Raw genomic sequence first — 17202 nt, forward strand, 5'->3', positions numbered from 1 at the left:
CTCACCCACCGGCCGCCGATGACGCCTGCCGCGACCCGCACCGCCGCCCTGCGCGTGGCCTGCGCCCTGGCGCTCGGCGCCGCCGTGTCGCTCGGACTGGCGCGCTTTTCGTACGCGCTGCTGCTGCCGCCGATGCGCGCCGACCTCGGCTGGACCTACCTCACCGCCGGCGCGATGAACACCGCCAATGCCGCGGGCTACCTGCTGGGCGCGCTGCTCGCGCCGCTGTGGCTGCGCCGCTTCGATGCGCGGCACGTGCTGCTGGCCGGCAGCGCAGGCTCGGCACTGCTGCTCGCCGCGCACGGCGCTGTGTTGAACGACGCGGGCCTGTACGCACTGCGCCTCGTCACCGGCGTGGCCAGCGCCGCCACCTTCGTCTCAGGCGGGCTGCTCGCGGCGCGGCTGGTGGGCACCTTGCCGGCGGTGGGCACCACCTTGTCACCCGGACTGGTGCTGGGCATCTACTACGGCGGCACGGGAGCCGGCATCGTCGCCTCGGCCCTGCTGGTGCCGCCGGTCGTCGCGTGGCCGCGCCCGCATGCGTGGCAAGGGGCCTGGGTGGCGCTCGGGGTGCTGGCGCTGGTCGCCACGGCCGTGACCGCGCGCGCCACGCGCCGGCTCGACAGCCACCCGGCCGAACGCGCGGCCAGCGTGGGCTTCGCATGGCGCCAGTACCTCGGCGGCCTGGGCTCGTACTTCCTGTTCGGGCTGGGCTACATCGGCTACATGACCTTCATCGTCACGCTGCTGCGCGAACAGGGTCTGGGCGGCGGCTTCGTCACCGCCTTCTATGCCTTGCTGGGCGCGGGGGTGATGGCCTCGTCCTTCCTGTGGGCCCGGCTGCTGCAGCGCTTTCGTGGCGGCGAGTCGATGGGGCTGCTGAACGGCCTGCTTGCGCTGGCCACGCTGCTGCCGGTATGGAGCGCGCATCCCGCCGCCGTGTTCGCCTCCGGGGCGCTGTTCGGCGCGGTCTTCCTCTCGGTCGTCGCCTCGACCACGGCGCTGGTGCGGCACAACGCGCCGCCCGCCGCGTGGCCGGGGGGCATCGCTGCGTTCACCATCGTCTTCGCGGCCGGGCAGATCGTCGGCCCCAGCCTGGTGGGCTGGCTGTCGGACGGCAGCGGTGGCCTGCGCGCCGGGCTGGCGGTGTCGGCCGGCGTGCTCGCCGTGGGCGCGGCGGTGGCGTTCTTTCAGCGCCCCGTGGGCGCGGCGCCCTCGGCCTGACACGCACCCAGCGTTCGCCCGGCGCAAGGCCCGGCCATCCCTAAGTGATAGCTTGTCAGCCCCGGGGGCACGGCACAGACTGCGCCGATGCGTCGCCGACCGAGCGCCGCGAAGGAGGTCCGCCATGTCACGCCCCACCCTCGCCTGCGCAGCCACCCTGCTGCTGCTCGCCGGCAGCACGTTTGCGCAACCCGCCAAGCTGCCCGCCCTGACCATCGACCCGGCCGAGGTCAGCGTCTCGGGCTTGTCCTCGGGCGGGTTCATGACGGTGCAGATGCACGTCGCCTATTCGGCCACCTTCAGCAAGGGCGCCGGGGTCGTGGCGGGCGGGCCGTACTTCTGCGCCGAGGGCGTGCTCGCCAACGCCACCGGGCGGTGCATGGCGCACAACACGTCGATCCCGGTCGCGTCGCTCGTCAGCACCACACGCACCTGGGCGCAGCAGGGATTGATCGACCCGGTCGAGAAGCTGCAGACCTCGAAGGTCTACCTCTTCAGTGGCACGCAAGACCCGACGGTCAAGCCCGGCGTGATGACCGACCTGCGCTCGTACTACGCCGACTTCGTGCCTGCGGCCCACATCGTTTTTCGCAACGACGTGGCGGCTGGCCACGCGATGGTCACCGACGACACCGGCAGCAGCTGCGCGACCACGGGCACGCCCTTCATCAACGACTGCGACGTGGACCTGGCGGGCGACATCCTCCAGCACCTGCACGGCCCGCTCGCGCCACGCAACAACGGCGCGCTGGGCGGGCAGTTCATCGAGTTCGACCAGACCGAGTTCGTGCAGGGCCATGCCATGGCCGACACCGGCTGGGCCTACGTGCCGCAGGCCTGCGCGGGCGGAGCCAGCCCGTGCCGCCTGCACGTCGTGTTCCACGGCTGCCGGCAGAACACCGCCAACCTGGGCGAGCAGTACGTGCGCAGCACCGGCTACAACCGCTGGGCCGACACCAACCGCATCGTGCTGCTCTACCCGCAGACGGGCAGCGCGGCCATCAACGGCTGCTGGGACTGGTGGGGCTACGACCGCGCCGACTACGCGCGCAAGACCGGTCCGCAGATGGCCGCCGTGCGCGCCATGGTGGGCCGGCTGTCGGGCGAGGCCACGCCGCCCGCACCGACCTCACCCTGCATCACCGCCTCGAATGCGGCGCATGTGAGCGCCGGGCGCGCCTATTTCTGGTGGGGCACGGTGCGGGCGCTGGGCAGCAACCAACCACTCGGCTGGTACTTCTTCGGCAGCGCCTCGCTGCGGCAGACCGCCCCGGGCGTCTACGAAAAAGTCGCGGCCGACAGTTGCCGCTGAGCCCGCCCGCCGCCGGCGGCGGCGGGCGTGCGGTTTGTGGCACCCCTGCGATCGGGTGCCGTGTCATCCCTAGCTGTGGAAGGCCGTGCGCGGGGGTAAGTTCGAGGCCCGAACGCTTCTGCGCACACCCCGCCCGTGGCTGCCCGCCTGTTGCCCACCACCGAAATCGCCACGCCCGGCGAATTTCCGCCCGACCGCCACTACTGGTTCGGTTCGGCGGGGTTTCTGCACGCCTCGTACCGCATGCGATCGATGGACACGGCGCGCCAGCAGGCAGTGATCCTGCTCAGCGCCTGCGGCCGGCCGTTCCGCCTGCGCGCGCAGGGGCTGGACGTGATGACCGATGCCGCGTTGGTCGGCCCGCAGGTGATGCGCTCACTCGACGCAACCGGCATCGAGCTGCTGGCCTTCCACATTGCGCCCAACCACCCGAGCTTCGCGGCGCTCAGCCTCTTGAGCGGCGGGCAGGTGAAGCTGCTGCGGCGCGACCATCTGGAGCACTGGAACCTCGCGCTGCGTGACATCGTGTGGGCTTCGCCGGACCTGCCCGCGGTGCGGCACCTGTTTGAGCAGGTGGTGCAGGCGGTGCCGCTCGACCACGGGGTGAGTGTGTCGGTCGATGCCGCGATGACGGCGGTGCTGTACGCACTCGACGCCGGCTTCGAGCGGCCGCTGGCGGCGCTCGCGCGCGACGTGGGGCTGCCGACCGCGCGCGTGTCCCATCTCTTCAACACGCAGCTCGGGCTGCCGTTTCGCAGCTACCAGGCGTGGCGGCGCACCGCCGTGGCCTGGGAGCTGTTCGCCTTTCGCGACGACCTCTCGCTGACCGACGCGGCCCACGAGGCCGGCTACAGCGACTCGGCCCACATGTCGCGCACCTGGCACCGCCTGTACGGCGTCAGCCCTTCTTACATGCGCACGCAGGTGCGGTCGTTTCGTTGAGCGGCTTATCAAAAACCCTGCCGAGCATGCGGAATGGCCAGCTTGACGCCTGCGCGACACCCGGCTCCGTGCCATCCCTAGGTTGTGCTTCGCCCTGCTGGGGTTAACGTGCACGCCCGTTCAAGCCACACAGAAGGCTAACCGTGCAACCGCATCGAAGAGACAACGATCCGGCGGCCGTTCATCCACCGGATCGTCACTACACGCTGGGCCCGCGGGGCTTCGTGCACACATCCCACGGCGTGGTCGCGTCGCGCACCGCCCGCCCGTACGCGGTGGTGCTGCTGAGCGCCTGCGGCCGCCCCTTCCGCCTGAGCGCAGCCGGGCACGAGCTGCTGGTCAGCGCGGCCGTGGTCGGGCCGCAGGTGCTGCGCTCGCTCGACGCCCGCGGGGTGGCCCTGGTCAGCCTGCACATCGCGCCTTCGCACAAGGCCTTCCCGGCCTTCGCCCAGGCCTTCGCCGACGACGTGCGCGTGCTGCGGCGCGAGCGCTTCAGCGCGTGGGACGACGCGCTGCAGCAGGTCGCCTCGACCGAGGGCTCGCTCGAAGCGGCGTTCGACCTGTTCAACCAGATCGTCTCGGCGGTCCGCATCGACCATTGCGACGCCAAGACGCACGATGCCGAGGGCATCCACCTGCTGCGCCTGATGGACGCCAACCTCGACCTGTCGCTCGACGCGCTGGCGCGTTCGGCCCGGCTGTCGCCCTCCGTCTTCGCGCACCGGGTCGAGCGCTCGCTCGGCCTGCCACTGCGCGCCTACCAGGGCTGGCTGCGCAACGCGCGCGCCTGGCCGCTGTTCGCGCCCGAGAAGAAGCTCACGCTGACCGACATCGCCTACCAGGCGGGTTACAGCGATTCTTCGCACCTGTCGCGCACCTGGCGGCTCTTTTACGGCGTCAGCCCGTCCTACATGCGCAGCAGCGCGGTGCAAGTGTTCCGCTGAGCCCGCAGCGCCGGGGCCGGCGTCCGCCCGCGGACGCACTGGCGCCTCTGCCGTTTTCTCCCGCGCCGCCCCTGGGCGACGCTCCCGATTGTTTTGACCCACCTGTCCTGAGATGGCCTCCACGATGACCTCGCCCCTGATCGCTTTTCGTCCTTCGCGCGCAGCCCGTGCCGCCCTGCGCGCCGCCGTCGGCGCCTGCGCCCTGGCCGGCAGCCTCGCGGTGCAGGCCCACGGCTCGCCCGCCGCGGCGCCCGAAGTCTCGACCTTCACTCTCAAGGTGCCGCCCAACGACTACGCGCGCGGCGAGAACTGGCTGTGCCGCCCCGGCCGCGCCGACGCGTGCGCGGTGGACCTGACGGCCAACTTCGTCGCGCTGCCCGCCAAGGGCGTGCGCCAGACCGCCACGCGGCCGGCGCAGCCCGCGGCCGACTGCTTCTACGTCTACCCGACCGTGTCGGGCGATGCCGAGGGCAATGCCGACATGACGCCGGGCGACGAAGAACAGCGCATTGCCGAGATCCAGCTCGCGCGCTTCAGCACCGTGTGCCGCACCTACGCCCCGCTGTACCGCCAGGTCACGCTGCGCGGCCAGCGCGCGCGCACGATGGGCGACGCGCTGCCCATCGACGAACTGCTGCCTTACAAGGACGTGCGCGACGCCTGGTCTCACTACCTGCGCCACGAGAACCGCGGCCGCCCGGTCGTGCTGATCGGCCATGCCCAGGGCGGTCGCCTGCTGGGCGCCCTGCTGCGCGAAGAGATCGAAGGCAAGCCCGTTCACAAGCAACTCGTGTCGGCCCTGCTGATCGGCGCCAATGTCGAAGTGCCCCGGGGCAAGGACGTCGGCGGCACGCTGCAGCAGACCCCGCTGTGCCGCGCCCCCGCACAGACCGGTTGCGCAATCGCGTTCGTGTCGTTCCGCGCGACGGCGGCCCTGCCCGACAACTCGCGCTTCGGCCTCAGCAACGACAGCACCGAGGTGGCGTGCACCAACCCGGCCGCGCTGGCCGGCGGCCGCGCCGACCTCAGCTCGTACTTCATCACCCGCACCGGCCGCACGGCCGACCTGGTCGAGCGCGCCGGTCTCGCCTCCAACGACGCGCCCTACGTCGGCCTGAAGGGCCTGGCCCAGGCCGAGTGCATCTCGCGGCCCGAGGTCAGCTACCTCGCCGTGCACCACGTGCCCGAGGCCAAGGCCTTGCGCATCGACATCCCCGGCGACGTGCGCGTCGGCCACCGCGTGCTGCCCGAATGGGGCCTGCACACGGCCGAGATGGAGCTGACCATGGGCAACCTCGTCGAGGTGGTATCGCAGCAGGTCGAAGCCTTCGCCAAGCAATCGCGCTGAACCCCGGCGTCCAGCAGGCTGGACGCATGACCCCTGACAGCGGGGTGGCAGGAGGCGGCTCCTAGAATCTTTCGCCTTGCCCTGCGAAAGCCCGCCCCATGTCGTCTGGAGTCATCCGCATCCGCGGCGCGCGACAACACAACCTCAAGAACCTCGACCTCGACATCCGCACCGGCGAGATGACGGTGGTCACCGGGCCCAGCGGCTCGGGCAAGTCGAGCCTGGTGTTCGACACGCTGTACGCCGAAGGCCAACGGCGCTACGTCGAAACCTTCAGCGCCTATGCGCGGCAGTTTCTCGACCGCATGGACCGCCCGGCCGTGGACCGCGTCGATGGCGTGCCCCCGGCCATCGCCATCGACCAGACCAACCCGGTGCGCACCTCGCGCTCGACGGTCGGCACGATGACCGAGCTGAACGACCACCTCAAGCTCTTGTTCGCGCGCGCGGCCGAGCTGTTCGACAAGCAGACCGCCCAACCGGTGCGGCACGACACGCCCGAGACGATCTACGCTGAACTGGTGGCCCGCACGGCCGCCGACGACCCGCGCGTGGTGGTGACCTTCCCGGTGGAACTGCCGGCTTCGGTGACGGCCGACGAAATCGAGCAATGGCTCGCCGCCAGCGGCTTCACCAAGGTGCAGGCCGAACGCGAGGTCGCTTCGCCGACCGGCCCGCGCAAGGTGCTCGACGTGGTGGCCGACCGCTTTCGCGTGCAGGGCGCCGAGAAGGTGCGCGTGGTCGAGGCCATCGAGACGGCGCTGCGGCGGGGCATGGGGCGCGTCAATGTGTATGCCTCGCCCCCCGCCGAGGAAGTCGCGCAAGAACCCACCCTCTGGCGATTCTCGACCGGCCTGCACTGCCCCGACAGCGACATCCGCTACGCCGACCCACAACCGGCGCTGTTCTCGTTCAACTCGGCCTTCGGGGCCTGCGAGACCTGCCGGGGTTTCGGCCGCGTTATCGGCGTCGATTGGGGCCTGGTCATCCCCGACGAGCGCAAGACCTTGCGCAACGGCGCGGTCAAGACGATCCAGACCCCGGCGTGGAAAGAGATCCAGGACGACCTGATGAAGTACGCCGGCGAGGCCGGTATCCCGCGCGACACCGCATGGTCGCAGCTCAGCGAGGCGCAGCGCGAGTGGGTCGTCAGCGGCTCGCCCAGTTTCAAGGGCAACTGGAACAAGCAGTGGTACGGCATCAAGCGCTTCTTCGAGTACCTCGAATCGAAGGCCTACAAGATGCACATCCGCGTGCTCTTGTCGAAGTACCGCAGCTACACCGAATGCCCCAGCTGCCAGGGCGCGCGCCTGAAGCTCGAATCGCTGCTGTGGCGCCTGGGCTCGAAGGCCGACGCCGACGCGGTGCTGCCGCCCGCGAAGCGCTCGCTGCCGGCCGGCGCCACCTGGACGCGGCAGCAGCTCGAAGCCCTGCCCGGCCTCACGGTGCACGACCTGATGCTGCTGTCCATCGAGCGCATCCGTCGCTTCTTCGACGGGCTGACCTTGCCCAGCACGATGCTCGACGAGGCGCTGAAGCTGCTGCTCGATGAAATTCGCACGCGGCTGAAGTACCTGTGCGACGTGGGTCTGGGTTACCTCACGCTCGACCGCCAGAGCCGCACGCTCAGCGGCGGCGAGGTGCAGCGCATCAACCTCACCACCGCGCTGGGCACCTCGCTGGTCAACACGCTCTTCGTGCTCGACGAGCCCAGCATCGGCCTGCACCCGCGCGACATGAACCGCATCGTCGAGGCCATGCACCGGCTGCGCGACGCGGGCAACACGCTGGTGGTGGTCGAACACGACCCGGCGGTGATGCTGGCCGCCGACCGGCTGATCGACATGGGCCCGGGCCCCGGCGAGCGCGGCGGCGAGATCGTGTTCGACGGCACGCCCGAGGCCATCCGCAGCCAGGACACGCTGACCGGCGCCTACCTCGGTGCGCGCAAGCAGGTCGGGCTGGGCATGAAGCGGCCCGTCACCGACTCGACGCCGCGTTTGATTCTCGAAGGTGCGCGCGAACACAACCTGCGCGACCTGACGGTCGAGTTTCCGCTGCAGCGCCTGGTGTGCGTCACCGGCGTCAGCGGTTCGGGCAAGAGCACGCTGATGCAAGACGTGCTGCACCCGGCGCTGGCGCGCCACTTCGGCCAGCCCACCGAGACCCCGGGCGCGCACAACCGCCTGCTGGGCGCCGACTGGCTGAGCGACACGGTCTTCGTGGACCAATCGCCCATCGGCAAGACGGCACGCTCGAACCCCGCCAGCTACGTGGGCGCCTTCGACGAGATCCGCAAGCTGTTCGCGAAAGACGCGCTCTCGGCGCAGCGCGGCTACACCGCCAGCGTGTTCAGCTTCAACGCCGGCGACGGCCGTTGCCCGACCTGCGGCGGCTCAGGCTTCGAGCACGTCGAGATGCAGTTCCTGAGCGACGTGTACCTTCGCTGCCCCGACTGCGATGGCCGGCGCTTCCGCAGCGAGATCCTCGACGTGAAGATCGAGCGCCGGCTCGCCGGTGAGATCGGAGCCCCCACGCTCGCTTCGCTCACGGCCCCCCAAGGGGGCGCCGCCGGCCTTGGGGCGGCCCGGCGACCGGCGGAGCGCGGCTTGCTGAGCATTGCCGACGTGCTGGAGCTGACCGTCAGCGAAGCCGTGCAACTCTTCCGCGACGACCGCGAGGTGGTCCGCCTGCTGCAGCCCATCGTCGATGTCGGCCTCGAATACGTGAAGCTCGGCCAGCCCGTGCCGACCTTGAGCGGCGGCGAAGCGCAGCGCCTGAAGCTCGCCGGCTTTCTGGCCGAAGCGGCGCAAAGCGCCAGCGCCAGCCGGCAGTCGCTCGCGAAGAAGGGCACGCTCTTCATGTTCGACGAGCCGACCACCGGCCTGCACTTCGACGACATTGCCAAGCTGATGCGCGCCTTCCGCAAGCTGCTCGAAGCCGGGCACTCGCTGGTCGTCATCGAGCACAACCTCGACGTCATCCGCGCGGCCGACTGGCTGATCGACCTGGGCCCCGAGGGTGGCGAGGCCGGCGGCGAACTGCTGTGCGTCGGCACGCCCGACGACGTGAAGCTGCACCCGCGCTCGCACACCGGCGCGGCGCTGCGCGACTACGAGCGTTCGATGGGCTTCGCCGCGCCGGTGGCCGAAGACGGCCGGCCGCTGCAACACGTTTTCAAGCAGCAACGCGACGAGCGCCGCGCGGCCGACGAAGTGATTCGCATCGTCAACGCGCGCGAGCACAACCTGAAGTCGCTCGACGTGGACATCCCGCGCGGCAAGTTCAGCGTGGTGACCGGCGTGTCCGGTTCGGGCAAGAGCACGCTGGCGTTTGACATCCTCTTCAACGAAGGCCAGCGGCGCTACCTCGAATCGCTGAACGCATACGCGCGCAGCATCGTGCAGCCGGCAGGCCGGCCCGAGGTCGATGCGGTGTACGGCATTCCGCCCACGGTCGCCATCGAGCAGCGCCTGTCGCGCGGCGGGCGCAAGAGCACGGTCGCGACGACCACCGAGGTGTGGCACTTCTTGCGGCTGCTGTACGTGAAGCTGGGCATCCAGCATTGCGTGAAAGACGGCACACCGGTGAAGCCGCAAAGCGCCGAGAGCATCGCCGCGCAGATTCTTCGCGACCACAAGGGCCAGCACGTGGGCCTGCTCGCGCCGCTGGTGGTCGCGCGCAAGGGCGTCTACAACGACCTCGCCAAGTGGGCCAAGGCCCGCGGCTACACACACCTGCGCGTCGATGGCGAGTTCATGAAGGTGGACCCGTGGCCGCGCCTCGACCGTTTCAAAGAGCACACGCTCGAACTGCCGGTCGGCGACCTCGTCGTCGGCACCGACAACGAGGCCGAACTGCGCGCCCTGCTGGCCAAGGCGCTCGAACTCGGCAAGGGCGTGATGCACCTCTTGAACCCGCTCGACGGACTGCGCGGCGCCATGCTGGCCGGCACGCCCACGCGCAAGGTCGGCCAGGTGAAGGTGTTTTCGACGCAGCGCGCCTGCCCGACCTGCGGCACGAGCTACCCCGAACTCGACCCGCGCATGTTCTCGTACAACAGCAAGCACGGCTGGTGCAAGCTGTGCGTGGGCACCGGCCTCGCGCTGACGCGCGAGCAGCGCAAAGCCTACGACGACTCGGTCAAGCCCGACGACAACCAGGGCCGCGAGCAGAGCTTCCCGTCCGAAGAGGCCGAGGTCGAAGGCGTGACCGGCGAGCCCTGCCCCGAGTGCGCGGGCACGCGGCTGAACCCGGCCTCGCGCGCGGTGACCTTCGACGAGCACTCGATCGCGTGGATCGCGCAGTGGTCGGTGGCCGACGCGCGGCGCTGGGTCGAGTCGCTGCGCCTCACGGGCCGTGACGCCGAGATCGCGCGCGACGTGGTCAGCGAGATCAAGAGCCGGCTCGAATTTCTTGAAGAAGTGGGCCTGGGTTACCTGACGCTCGACCGCGCCGCGCCCACGCTCAGCGGCGGCGAGGCACAGCGCATTCGCCTCGCCGCACAACTGGGCAGCAACCTGCAGGGCGTGTGCTACGTGCTCGACGAGCCGACCATCGGCCTGCACCCGCGCGACAACCAGATCCTGCTCAACGCGCTGCAGACACTGAGCGACAAGGGCAACACGCTGGTGGTGGTCGAACACGACGAAGACACCATCCGCCGCGCCGAACACATCATCGACATCGGCCCCGGCGCCGGCAAACGCGGCGGCACGCTGGTGGCGCAAGGCAGCGTGAGCGAGGTGTCGGCGAACGCCGCTTCGGTGACGGGGCGGCTGCTGGCGCAGCCGCTGCTGCACCCGATCCAGCCGCGCCGCGAGATCGTGGCCGACGCGCCGAGGCTGCAACTGCGCAACGCGACGCTGCACAACCTGAACAACGTGGACATCGACGTGCCGCTCAAGCGCCTGGTCGCCGTCACCGGCGTCAGCGGCTCGGGCAAGAGCACGCTCGCACGCGACGTGCTGCTGGCCAACCTGGCGTTCATCAACACGCGGGGTGCGAAGCCCAATTGGCAGCACTGCGAGGGCATCGAGGGTTGGCAGCAGATCGACCGTGTGCTCGAAGTCGATCAGACGCCCATCGGCAAGACGCCGCGTTCGTGCCCGGCCACCTACATCGGCTTCTGGGACACGATCCGCAAGCTCTTCGCCGACACGCTCGAAGCACGCGCACGCGGCTATGCACCCAACCGCTTCAGCTTCAACACCGGCGAGGGCCGCTGCCCGGGCTGCGAAGGCCAGGGCCTGCGCACCATCGAGATGAGCTTCTTGCCCGACGTGAAGGTGCCCTGCGACCTGTGCCACGGCCAGCGCTTCAACCCCGAGACGCTGGCAGTCAGCTGGCGCGGCAAGAGCATCGGTGACGTGCTGCGCATGGAAGTCGATGAAGCGGTGGACTTCTTCGCCTCGATGCCCAACATCGCGCACCCGCTGCAACTGCTGAAAGACGTGGGCCTGGGTTACCTGACGCTTGGCCAACCCTCGCCGACGCTCAGCGGCGGCGAGGCGCAACGCATCAAGCTCGTCACCGAGCTCACCAAGGTGCGCGACGACGTGACCCGGCGCGGCAACAAGGCGCCGCACACGCTGTACGTGCTCGACGAGCCGACGGTCGGCCTGCACATGGCCGATGTCGAGAAGCTGATCCGCGTGCTGCACCGGCTGGTCGATGGCGGCCACAGCGTGGTCGTGATCGAACACGACCTCGACGTGATCGCCGAAGCCGACTGGGTGATCGACATGGGCCCCGATGGCGGCGCCCACGGCGGCCAGGTGGTCGCGGCGATGGACCCGGGGCAACTGACCCGCGAGCCGCGCAGCCACACCGGCACCGCCTTGCAACCGGTGCTGGCACGGCAACGGGCCGCTTGAGGCGCGACTGGCACCGGCAGAAAATTCAACCCCCTTCGCTTTTGACCGAGGCCGCATGAGCACCGACAACCGCACCCCCGGCGAACAGCGACGCCGCCACGTCATGGGCGACGCCTTCGTGGACCGCGCGCTCGCCAATGCCACGCCCTTCACGCAGCCCTTGCAAGACCACGTGAGCAACCACGCCTGGGGCTCGACCTGGCTGCGCGAGGGCATCGACCTCAAGCAGCGCAGCCTGTGCACCGTGGCCATGCTGGCCGCGCTGGGCCACACGAACGAGCTGAAAGGCCACCTGCGCGGCGCGCTGAACAACGGCGCGACGCTGCTGGAGCTGCGCGAGGTGCTGCTGCACGTCGCCCCCTACGCCGGGGCACCGGCGGCCGTGGCGGCGTTTCGCGCGGCGGCCGAGTGGATGGACGCCGAGGGCCTGTCGTTCGACCCGATGCCCGACTGACCGCATTGCGCAGCGCAGGGTGACCCCTGAAACAGCGAGGGGCCGAGGCGTTGACGCCCCGGCCCCTCGGGCAGGTGCCGGCGGGGCTCCCCGGGGAAGTCAGAGCGCCTCTTCGGCCTGACCCGACTCGGCCATCAGTTCTTCCTTGCGCGTCATCAGTTCGGGGGCGAGCGCCTTCGCGTCGAGGCCGGCCTTCTTCAGCGCGGGGAACATTTCCTTTTCTTCTTCCTTCACGTGGTGGTCGATGTACTCGCCCAACACCTTGACCTTGGCGTCGTACAGCTCGTCATCGGGCGACATCGACTGGATCTGCCCGATCAGGTCTTTCGCGCTGGCGTGCTCGACATCGGCCTCGTCGATGAGGTCGAGCTGCTCTTCGCTCAGCACCTCGCGCGCGGCGGGATAGAACAGCTCTTCCTCGATCTGCGCGTGCACGGTCAGCATCGTGCAGATCTGCTCCGCCAGCGCCTGGCGCTCGTCAGCATCGGCTTCGTCCTTGGCAAGCTTCTCGTAATCCTTGAACAGCTGCTTGACCTCGGCGTGGTCCGTGCTCAACAGCTTGTACGCGTCGGGCGATGCGCTCTTCTTGGCGGCCGGCGTCTTCTTCGGGGCAGCGGTTTTCTTCGCGGTGTTCGGCATGGGGAATCTCCTGTCGGTGGGTGGATGGGGTCATCTCAGCACGCAGCGTAGGCCGTGCATCTCTCGGGTGAAAGGCCTTCGACATCGAACGCGCACATGTCCTACAACGCGCGCTCATGGCGACCGACCGCCACCCCGAGGTGCGGGCAAACGCAGGCTTTTCGAAGGGGTGGTCTTCAGCTTCAGCACTTCATCGAGGTGCTGAAGCAGGCGCTTGTCGCGCGCAGCAGTCATCGACGCGATGCAGTCGCGCGGTACCACGACCTCGTGGCCGTGCATGTGCGCATCGACGGCCGTACCGAGCACGCACTGGTCGCCCGCCACGCCGGTCACCAGCACCCGCTGCACGCAAAGGTGCCGCAGCAGCAGGTCGAGCGGCGTGGCGAAGAAGGCCGAGTGCCGCGGCTTGAGCACGAAGTAGTCGTCCTCGTCGGGCAACAGCAGGTCGGTGATGTCGGCGCCAGGCCCCTCGCGCGACGACGCGGTGACCCGGCGAAAGTCCGAGCGCCAGCGGCCATGGTTGTCGTTTGCATAAATGACCGGCACACCCCGTTGATGACAGCGCCGCTTGAGACCGGCAATGTTCGGTGCGATGGCTCGCGCACGCGGCAGCATGCGCTGCGCGTCCGGGAAGTCCCAGTCGCTGATCATGTCGACGATCAGCAGCGCGGTGCCACCCGCCGCACGCTCGGTGGCAAGTGATGGGGGAGCTGCGGAGCGGGCCATGCACGGTCTGGCGCAATCGGCGTTCCCGGGTCTGCAAGGTTCGACAATCGGCCCGACACGCCTCACCCTGCATGACGCTCATGAACATCGGCCTGCTGCTGTGGGCATCACCCAACTCGCTGCTCGGCGTGCTGCTGGGCAGCGTGGTGCTGGCAAGCGGGGGGCGCTGCCAACTGGTGCAGGGCACGCTCGAATTCACCTACCGCCAGCACCCGGGCGCCTGCGGCCGCCTGGCACAACGCCTGCCCTACCGCGCCCTCACGCTGGGCCACGTGATCGTCGCAATCACCGAGGTCGAATTGAGCCGTCACCGTGCGCACGAGCATGTGCATGTGCGGCAGTACGAACGCTGGGGCCCCGCCTTCTTGCCGGCCTATGCCTTGTGCGGCCTGTGGCAGTGGCTGCGCGGCCGCGAGGCCTACCGCGACAACCCCTTCGAGGTGCAGGCGCGTTCGCTGGCGGCTCAGCGCCGTGCGCTGCGAGTGCCGCGCCGCTCCCTCTGACGAGCGATTGGGCGGCGCGGGCTGCGCGGTTAGCCTCGCGCCCTCGTTGTTGTCACCGGGCTCATTTCGTCGCATGAACCACGTCGTCGTCACCCTCATCAAGCACGTCTTCCTCGCCATCGGCTTGGTGCTGCTGGCCGGCGCGCTCGCGCTCGACAGCGAAGGGGTGTGGATCCTCGCCTTGCTCGGGGGCGCGTTCTCGCTGGTCGGCGGCGGCCTGATCGCCTATGGCGCCTGGGCCCGGCGCGAAGAGGCCTACCTGCGGCAGCACGGCCGCTTGATCGAAGCGAGCTTCCAGCGCGTGGAAGTCAACGAAGCGCTCGAAGTGAACGGCGAGAGCCCGCTGCGCATCGTGGCCCAGTGGCACGACCTGCCGAACAACCGCGTGTTCGTCTACAAGAGCGTCAACCTGTGGTTCGACCCGACCGAGTTCATCGGCCGGGGCCGCATCCCGGTCTACATCGACCCGGCACGCCCGACGCGCTACCACATGGACTTGTCGTTCATGCCGCAAGTCCAGCGCTGAACCGGCACCCGCCAGGCAAAAAAATCACCCGCCGAGGCGGGTGATCGTTGCCTTGAAGCGTGCCTCGGGCGCGATCAGATGTCTTCGTCGCGGTCCGGGTTGTTGCGGGGCGTCTGCCCCTGTTGCGAACCACTGCCGCCTTGCTGGCCGCGGTTCTGGTTCTGCTGGTCTTGCTGCTGCCGGTCTTGTTGGCCCTGGCCCTGTTGACGGCCGGTGCCGCCTTGCTGGTCCTGCTGACCGCTGCGCTGGTTCTGCTGGTCTTGCTGCGGTTGCTTGTTCTGGTTTTGGTTCTGACCGGATTGCTGTTGGTTTGCCATTTGCGACTCCTTCAGATGCGCCCCGGCGAGATTGCCAGGGCATTCGGGAGGGGCAAGCGGCGTGCCGCCGGCCCCTGGTGAAGCGCCCTCAGCGCACGCGACCGCGGCGAACGAGGTTCACGATGGCGAGGAGGATGACCGCCCCGAGCAGCGACACCATCATCGCGGCCAGGCTGAAGGTGTCCTGGTTGATCGTGGGAATGCCCAACAACGGCGAGATCACGAACCCGGCGAGTGCCGCGCCAATGATGCCGACGATGATGTTGAGGAACACCCCTTGTTGCGCGTCGGTGCGCATAATCATGCTGGCGATCCAGCCCAGAACGCCGCCGACGACCAGCCAAACGATGAAGTTGACCATGATGAAAGCTCCTTGCTGAGGGGGTTGAAAGGTTGCACATCGGGGTGACCACGACGACGACGGTCCACCCACCCGCCTGCTCGGCAATCGGCATGCCCACCCCACCCGGGGTGGCTGTTGTTTGGCCGCGCTGGGTTAGCCTGCGGCTGTCGCCGCCCCGGCCCGCCACGCCCCCGCATGAAGCCCCTTTTTCAATTTCGCACGCAGTGGAAAGAAGAGCTGGTTTGCACCGGCCCGGGCGGGGTCTTCGTGCTCGAATTTCCGATGGGCGTGCCCGCCGCCTGCCTGCCGAGTGCGCAGGCCTGGGCCGAACAGGCGCCCGACTGGGCCCGGCCGCTGTGGCCGGTCTTGCGCGACGAACTTGAAGCGTGGTGCGCCGCGCAACGGGTCGGCTTCGTCATCGATTCGCAGGCAGGCGTCCATGCCCTCGGTGGCTGACGAGGCCGCGGGGCAGGCCGCGCTGGCGCAAGCCCTCGGGCTGACCGGCGAGCCACTCGTGCGCACGCTCGGGCTGTTCGGCCTGCACACGGTGGCCAAGGGCGCCCCGGCCTTGCGGCAAGGGGAGCTGTGGCAGCACGCGCTGTTCGTCGAGCGGGGCATCCTGCGCATGTACTTCATCGACCGCGACGGCAAGGAGTTCAACAAGAACTTTCATGCCGAAGGCGCGCTGGTGTTTCCGCTCACCGAGGCGATGGCTGGCCAGCCGTCGTTGTTTGCCATCGCAGCGGTCGAACCGGCCCGCATCTGGAAGGCCCCGGCTGCCGCCTTCCAGGGCGCGCTGCAGGCCGCTGGGCGCTGGGATGCGCTGCGCACGCGCATGCTCGAACAGCTCATCACGCACAAGCTGCAGCGCGAACACGACCTGTTGGCACTCGACGGCGCCACGCGCTACCGGCAGCTGTGCAAACGCGAGCCGCAGCTTGCCGAGCGCCTGCCGCTTTCGCAACTGGCGAGCTACCTCGGCCTCACCGACGTCTCGCTCTCACGCATCCGCCGCAAGCTCAAGCACGCCGAAGGCTGAACATTTGTTAAGGCGCGCCGGGGGTGGCCTTCCTAGCATGCGGGCACCTCTTCCACTTCGGTTGCCTGCCATGACGCTTTCTCGCATCCCCCACCGAGCCGTCGCCGCGCTGGCGGGCCTCTTCGTGCTGGCGCTCGTGATGTTCATCGCCATGCTCGCGGGCGTCGAGCCGCACCCACCGGGCAGGCGCGGTCCCTACCTCGGCGCGGTGATGGCCTCGGCCGTAGTCGGCATGTGGCTGCTCGTCGTGCGCGAGCGCGCCGGGCTGTGGGTCGGTCTGATGACGGCGTTGGCCTTCGTGCCCTCGGTCGGGCCGCACAAGTTCTGGACTGAACCGGCCGCCCCTGCCCTCGCGCCGCTGATCGTCGTCGGCAGCCTGTGCGTGCTGGCGACGCTCGCGGCACTCGCCCGCGTGTGGCTCGAAGAACGGCGCACCAGCACCGACACGCCGCCGCTGCGTTCGGTGGCCGCCACGCAATGAGCGCCACGACGCCAGAAATCGCCCGCAGCGCCGTCGAGGTGTTGGCCGTCGTGCTGCTGGGCCTGATGGCGGGCTTCTTCTTCGCCTTCGCCGCCGACGTGGCGCCGGCCCTGGCCCAGCTCGACGCCAGCGGCTACATCACCGCGCAGCAGGCCATCAACCGCGTGGTGCGCAACCCGCTCTTCGGCGGCGTCTATGTCGGCTCGGTGCTGATGCCCGCTGTCGCGGCCGCCGCCGCGGCCGCGTGTGGCCGGCGGCTGCGAGCCGGGGCCTGGGCGTTGATCGGTGCGGGCTATTTCCTGGCCGCGTTCTGGGTCACGCGGCAGGTGAACGTGCCGATCAACGACGCACTGGCAACCTGGAACGCCGCCGCGCCACCGGCCGACTGGGCGCTGGCCCGCGACCGCTGGAACCGCGCCAACACGCTGCGCGCAGTCGCGTCGGCCCTGTGCTTTGCCGCCGCGGTGGCAATGCTCGCGTGGCCGCGCGAACGCCCCCGTGCCGCCTGAGCGAAAGCGCGACACCGCG

At 69.5% G+C, this 17202-nt stretch carries 17 protein-coding genes; 13 read left to right on the forward strand and 4 right to left on the reverse strand.

Translation table 11 applies throughout. The annotated features are described in order from the left end of the window. Nucleotides 1-18: 18 nt before the first annotated feature. The 7 genes from AC1KAT_RS06490 to AC1KAT_RS06520 all read left to right on the forward strand — a co-directional run bounded on the left by AC1KAT_RS06490 (nucleotide 19) and on the right by AC1KAT_RS06520 (nucleotide 12100). The gene (locus tag AC1KAT_RS06490; RefSeq protein ID WP_480323943.1) at nucleotides 19-1224 is read left to right on the forward strand and encodes a YbfB/YjiJ family MFS transporter; all 1206 of its coding nucleotides are present in this window, start codon (nucleotides 19-21) and stop codon (nucleotides 1222-1224) included. A 124-nt stretch (nucleotides 1225-1348) separates the two neighbouring features. Continuing rightward, nucleotides 1349-2536 (forward strand): extracellular catalytic domain type 2 short-chain-length polyhydroxyalkanoate depolymerase, encoded by a 1188-nt coding sequence (locus tag AC1KAT_RS06495; protein WP_480323945.1) that lies wholly within the window; start codon nucleotides 1349-1351, stop codon nucleotides 2534-2536. 135 nt (nucleotides 2537-2671) lie between these two features. Beyond that, nucleotides 2672-3478 (forward strand): AraC family transcriptional regulator, encoded by an 807-nt coding sequence (locus AC1KAT_RS06500; RefSeq protein ID WP_480323947.1) that lies wholly within the window; start codon nucleotides 2672-2674, stop codon nucleotides 3476-3478. A 224-nt stretch (nucleotides 3479-3702) separates the two neighbouring features. Beyond that, nucleotides 3703-4422: a helix-turn-helix domain-containing protein gene (locus AC1KAT_RS06505; RefSeq protein WP_480323949.1), complete on the forward strand. Its 720-nt coding sequence runs from the start codon at nucleotides 3703-3705 to the stop codon at nucleotides 4420-4422. A 124-nt stretch (nucleotides 4423-4546) separates the two neighbouring features. Further along, the gene (locus AC1KAT_RS06510; RefSeq protein ID WP_480323951.1) at nucleotides 4547-5770 is read left to right on the forward strand and encodes a DUF3089 domain-containing protein; all 1224 of its coding nucleotides are present in this window, start codon (nucleotides 4547-4549) and stop codon (nucleotides 5768-5770) included. 98 nt (nucleotides 5771-5868) lie between these two features. Beyond that, nucleotides 5869-11646, forward strand: coding sequence for an excinuclease ABC subunit UvrA (locus AC1KAT_RS06515; protein ID WP_480323953.1), 5778 nt, complete (start codon nucleotides 5869-5871; stop codon nucleotides 11644-11646). A 55-nt stretch (nucleotides 11647-11701) separates the two neighbouring features. Then, the gene (locus AC1KAT_RS06520) at nucleotides 11702-12100 is read left to right on the forward strand and encodes a carboxymuconolactone decarboxylase family protein (RefSeq protein WP_480323955.1); all 399 of its coding nucleotides are present in this window, start codon (nucleotides 11702-11704) and stop codon (nucleotides 12098-12100) included. A gap of 99 nt (nucleotides 12101-12199) precedes the next feature. Here AC1KAT_RS06520 and AC1KAT_RS06525 read toward each other — a convergent pair whose 3' ends face one another. Both AC1KAT_RS06525 and AC1KAT_RS06530 read right to left on the reverse strand, forming a co-directional pair. Continuing rightward, a complete protein-coding gene (locus AC1KAT_RS06525) occupies nucleotides 12200-12739 on the reverse strand; it encodes a hemerythrin domain-containing protein (protein WP_480323957.1) in 540 nt (179 codons plus the stop codon). Between the two features lie 114 nt (nucleotides 12740-12853). Continuing rightward, nucleotides 12854-13465: a cysteine hydrolase family protein gene (locus AC1KAT_RS06530; RefSeq protein ID WP_480323959.1), complete on the reverse strand. Its 612-nt coding sequence runs from the start codon at nucleotides 13463-13465 to the stop codon at nucleotides 12854-12856. A gap of 71 nt (nucleotides 13466-13536) precedes the next feature. Here AC1KAT_RS06530 and AC1KAT_RS06535 point away from each other — a divergent pair, with 71 nt between their 5' ends. Both AC1KAT_RS06535 and AC1KAT_RS06540 read left to right on the forward strand, forming a co-directional pair. Beyond that, nucleotides 13537-13968 carry a signal peptide prediction gene (locus AC1KAT_RS06535; protein WP_480323962.1) on the forward strand — a complete coding sequence of 144 codons (432 nt, stop codon included), beginning with the start codon at nucleotides 13537-13539 and terminating at the stop codon, nucleotides 13966-13968. A 73-nt stretch (nucleotides 13969-14041) separates the two neighbouring features. Further along, the gene (locus tag AC1KAT_RS06540) at nucleotides 14042-14494 is read left to right on the forward strand and encodes a hypothetical protein (protein WP_480323964.1); all 453 of its coding nucleotides are present in this window, start codon (nucleotides 14042-14044) and stop codon (nucleotides 14492-14494) included. A gap of 74 nt (nucleotides 14495-14568) precedes the next feature. Here the strand turns inward: AC1KAT_RS06540 and AC1KAT_RS06545 are convergent, their stop codons facing one another. Next, the gene (locus tag AC1KAT_RS06545; RefSeq protein ID WP_480323966.1) at nucleotides 14569-14811 is read right to left on the reverse strand and encodes a hypothetical protein; all 243 of its coding nucleotides are present in this window, start codon (nucleotides 14809-14811) and stop codon (nucleotides 14569-14571) included. 88 nt (nucleotides 14812-14899) lie between these two features. After that, on the reverse strand, nucleotides 14900-15172 hold the full coding sequence (locus AC1KAT_RS06550; RefSeq protein WP_480323967.1) for a GlsB/YeaQ/YmgE family stress response membrane protein: 273 nt from the start codon (nucleotides 15170-15172) through the stop codon (nucleotides 14900-14902). A 177-nt stretch (nucleotides 15173-15349) separates the two neighbouring features. On the opposite strand from AC1KAT_RS06550, the gene AC1KAT_RS06555 reads away from it, so the two are divergent. The 4 genes from AC1KAT_RS06555 (at nucleotide 15350) to AC1KAT_RS06570 (ending at nucleotide 17183) form a co-directional block, all read left to right on the forward strand. Beyond that, entirely contained in the window at nucleotides 15350-15610 is a 261-nt protein-coding gene (locus AC1KAT_RS06555) for a hypothetical protein (RefSeq protein ID WP_480323969.1), read from the forward strand. Then, nucleotides 15594-16193, forward strand: a complete 600-nt coding sequence (locus tag AC1KAT_RS06560; RefSeq protein ID WP_480323971.1) for a Crp/Fnr family transcriptional regulator — start codon at nucleotides 15594-15596, stop codon at nucleotides 16191-16193. Before AC1KAT_RS06555 ends, AC1KAT_RS06560 begins: the two co-directional genes overlap by 17 nt. 70 nt (nucleotides 16194-16263) lie before the next feature. Next, nucleotides 16264-16674: a hypothetical protein gene (locus tag AC1KAT_RS06565; RefSeq protein ID WP_480323973.1), complete on the forward strand. Its 411-nt coding sequence runs from the start codon at nucleotides 16264-16266 to the stop codon at nucleotides 16672-16674. After that, nucleotides 16671-17183 carry an anthrone oxygenase family protein gene (locus tag AC1KAT_RS06570; protein ID WP_480323975.1) on the forward strand — a complete coding sequence of 171 codons (513 nt, stop codon included), beginning with the start codon at nucleotides 16671-16673 and terminating at the stop codon, nucleotides 17181-17183. The genes AC1KAT_RS06565 and AC1KAT_RS06570 overlap by 4 nt, the downstream gene beginning before the upstream one ends. Nucleotides 17184-17202 lie beyond the last annotated feature (19 nt).

The organism is Piscinibacter sp. PDB5-1, assembly GCF_056676035.1.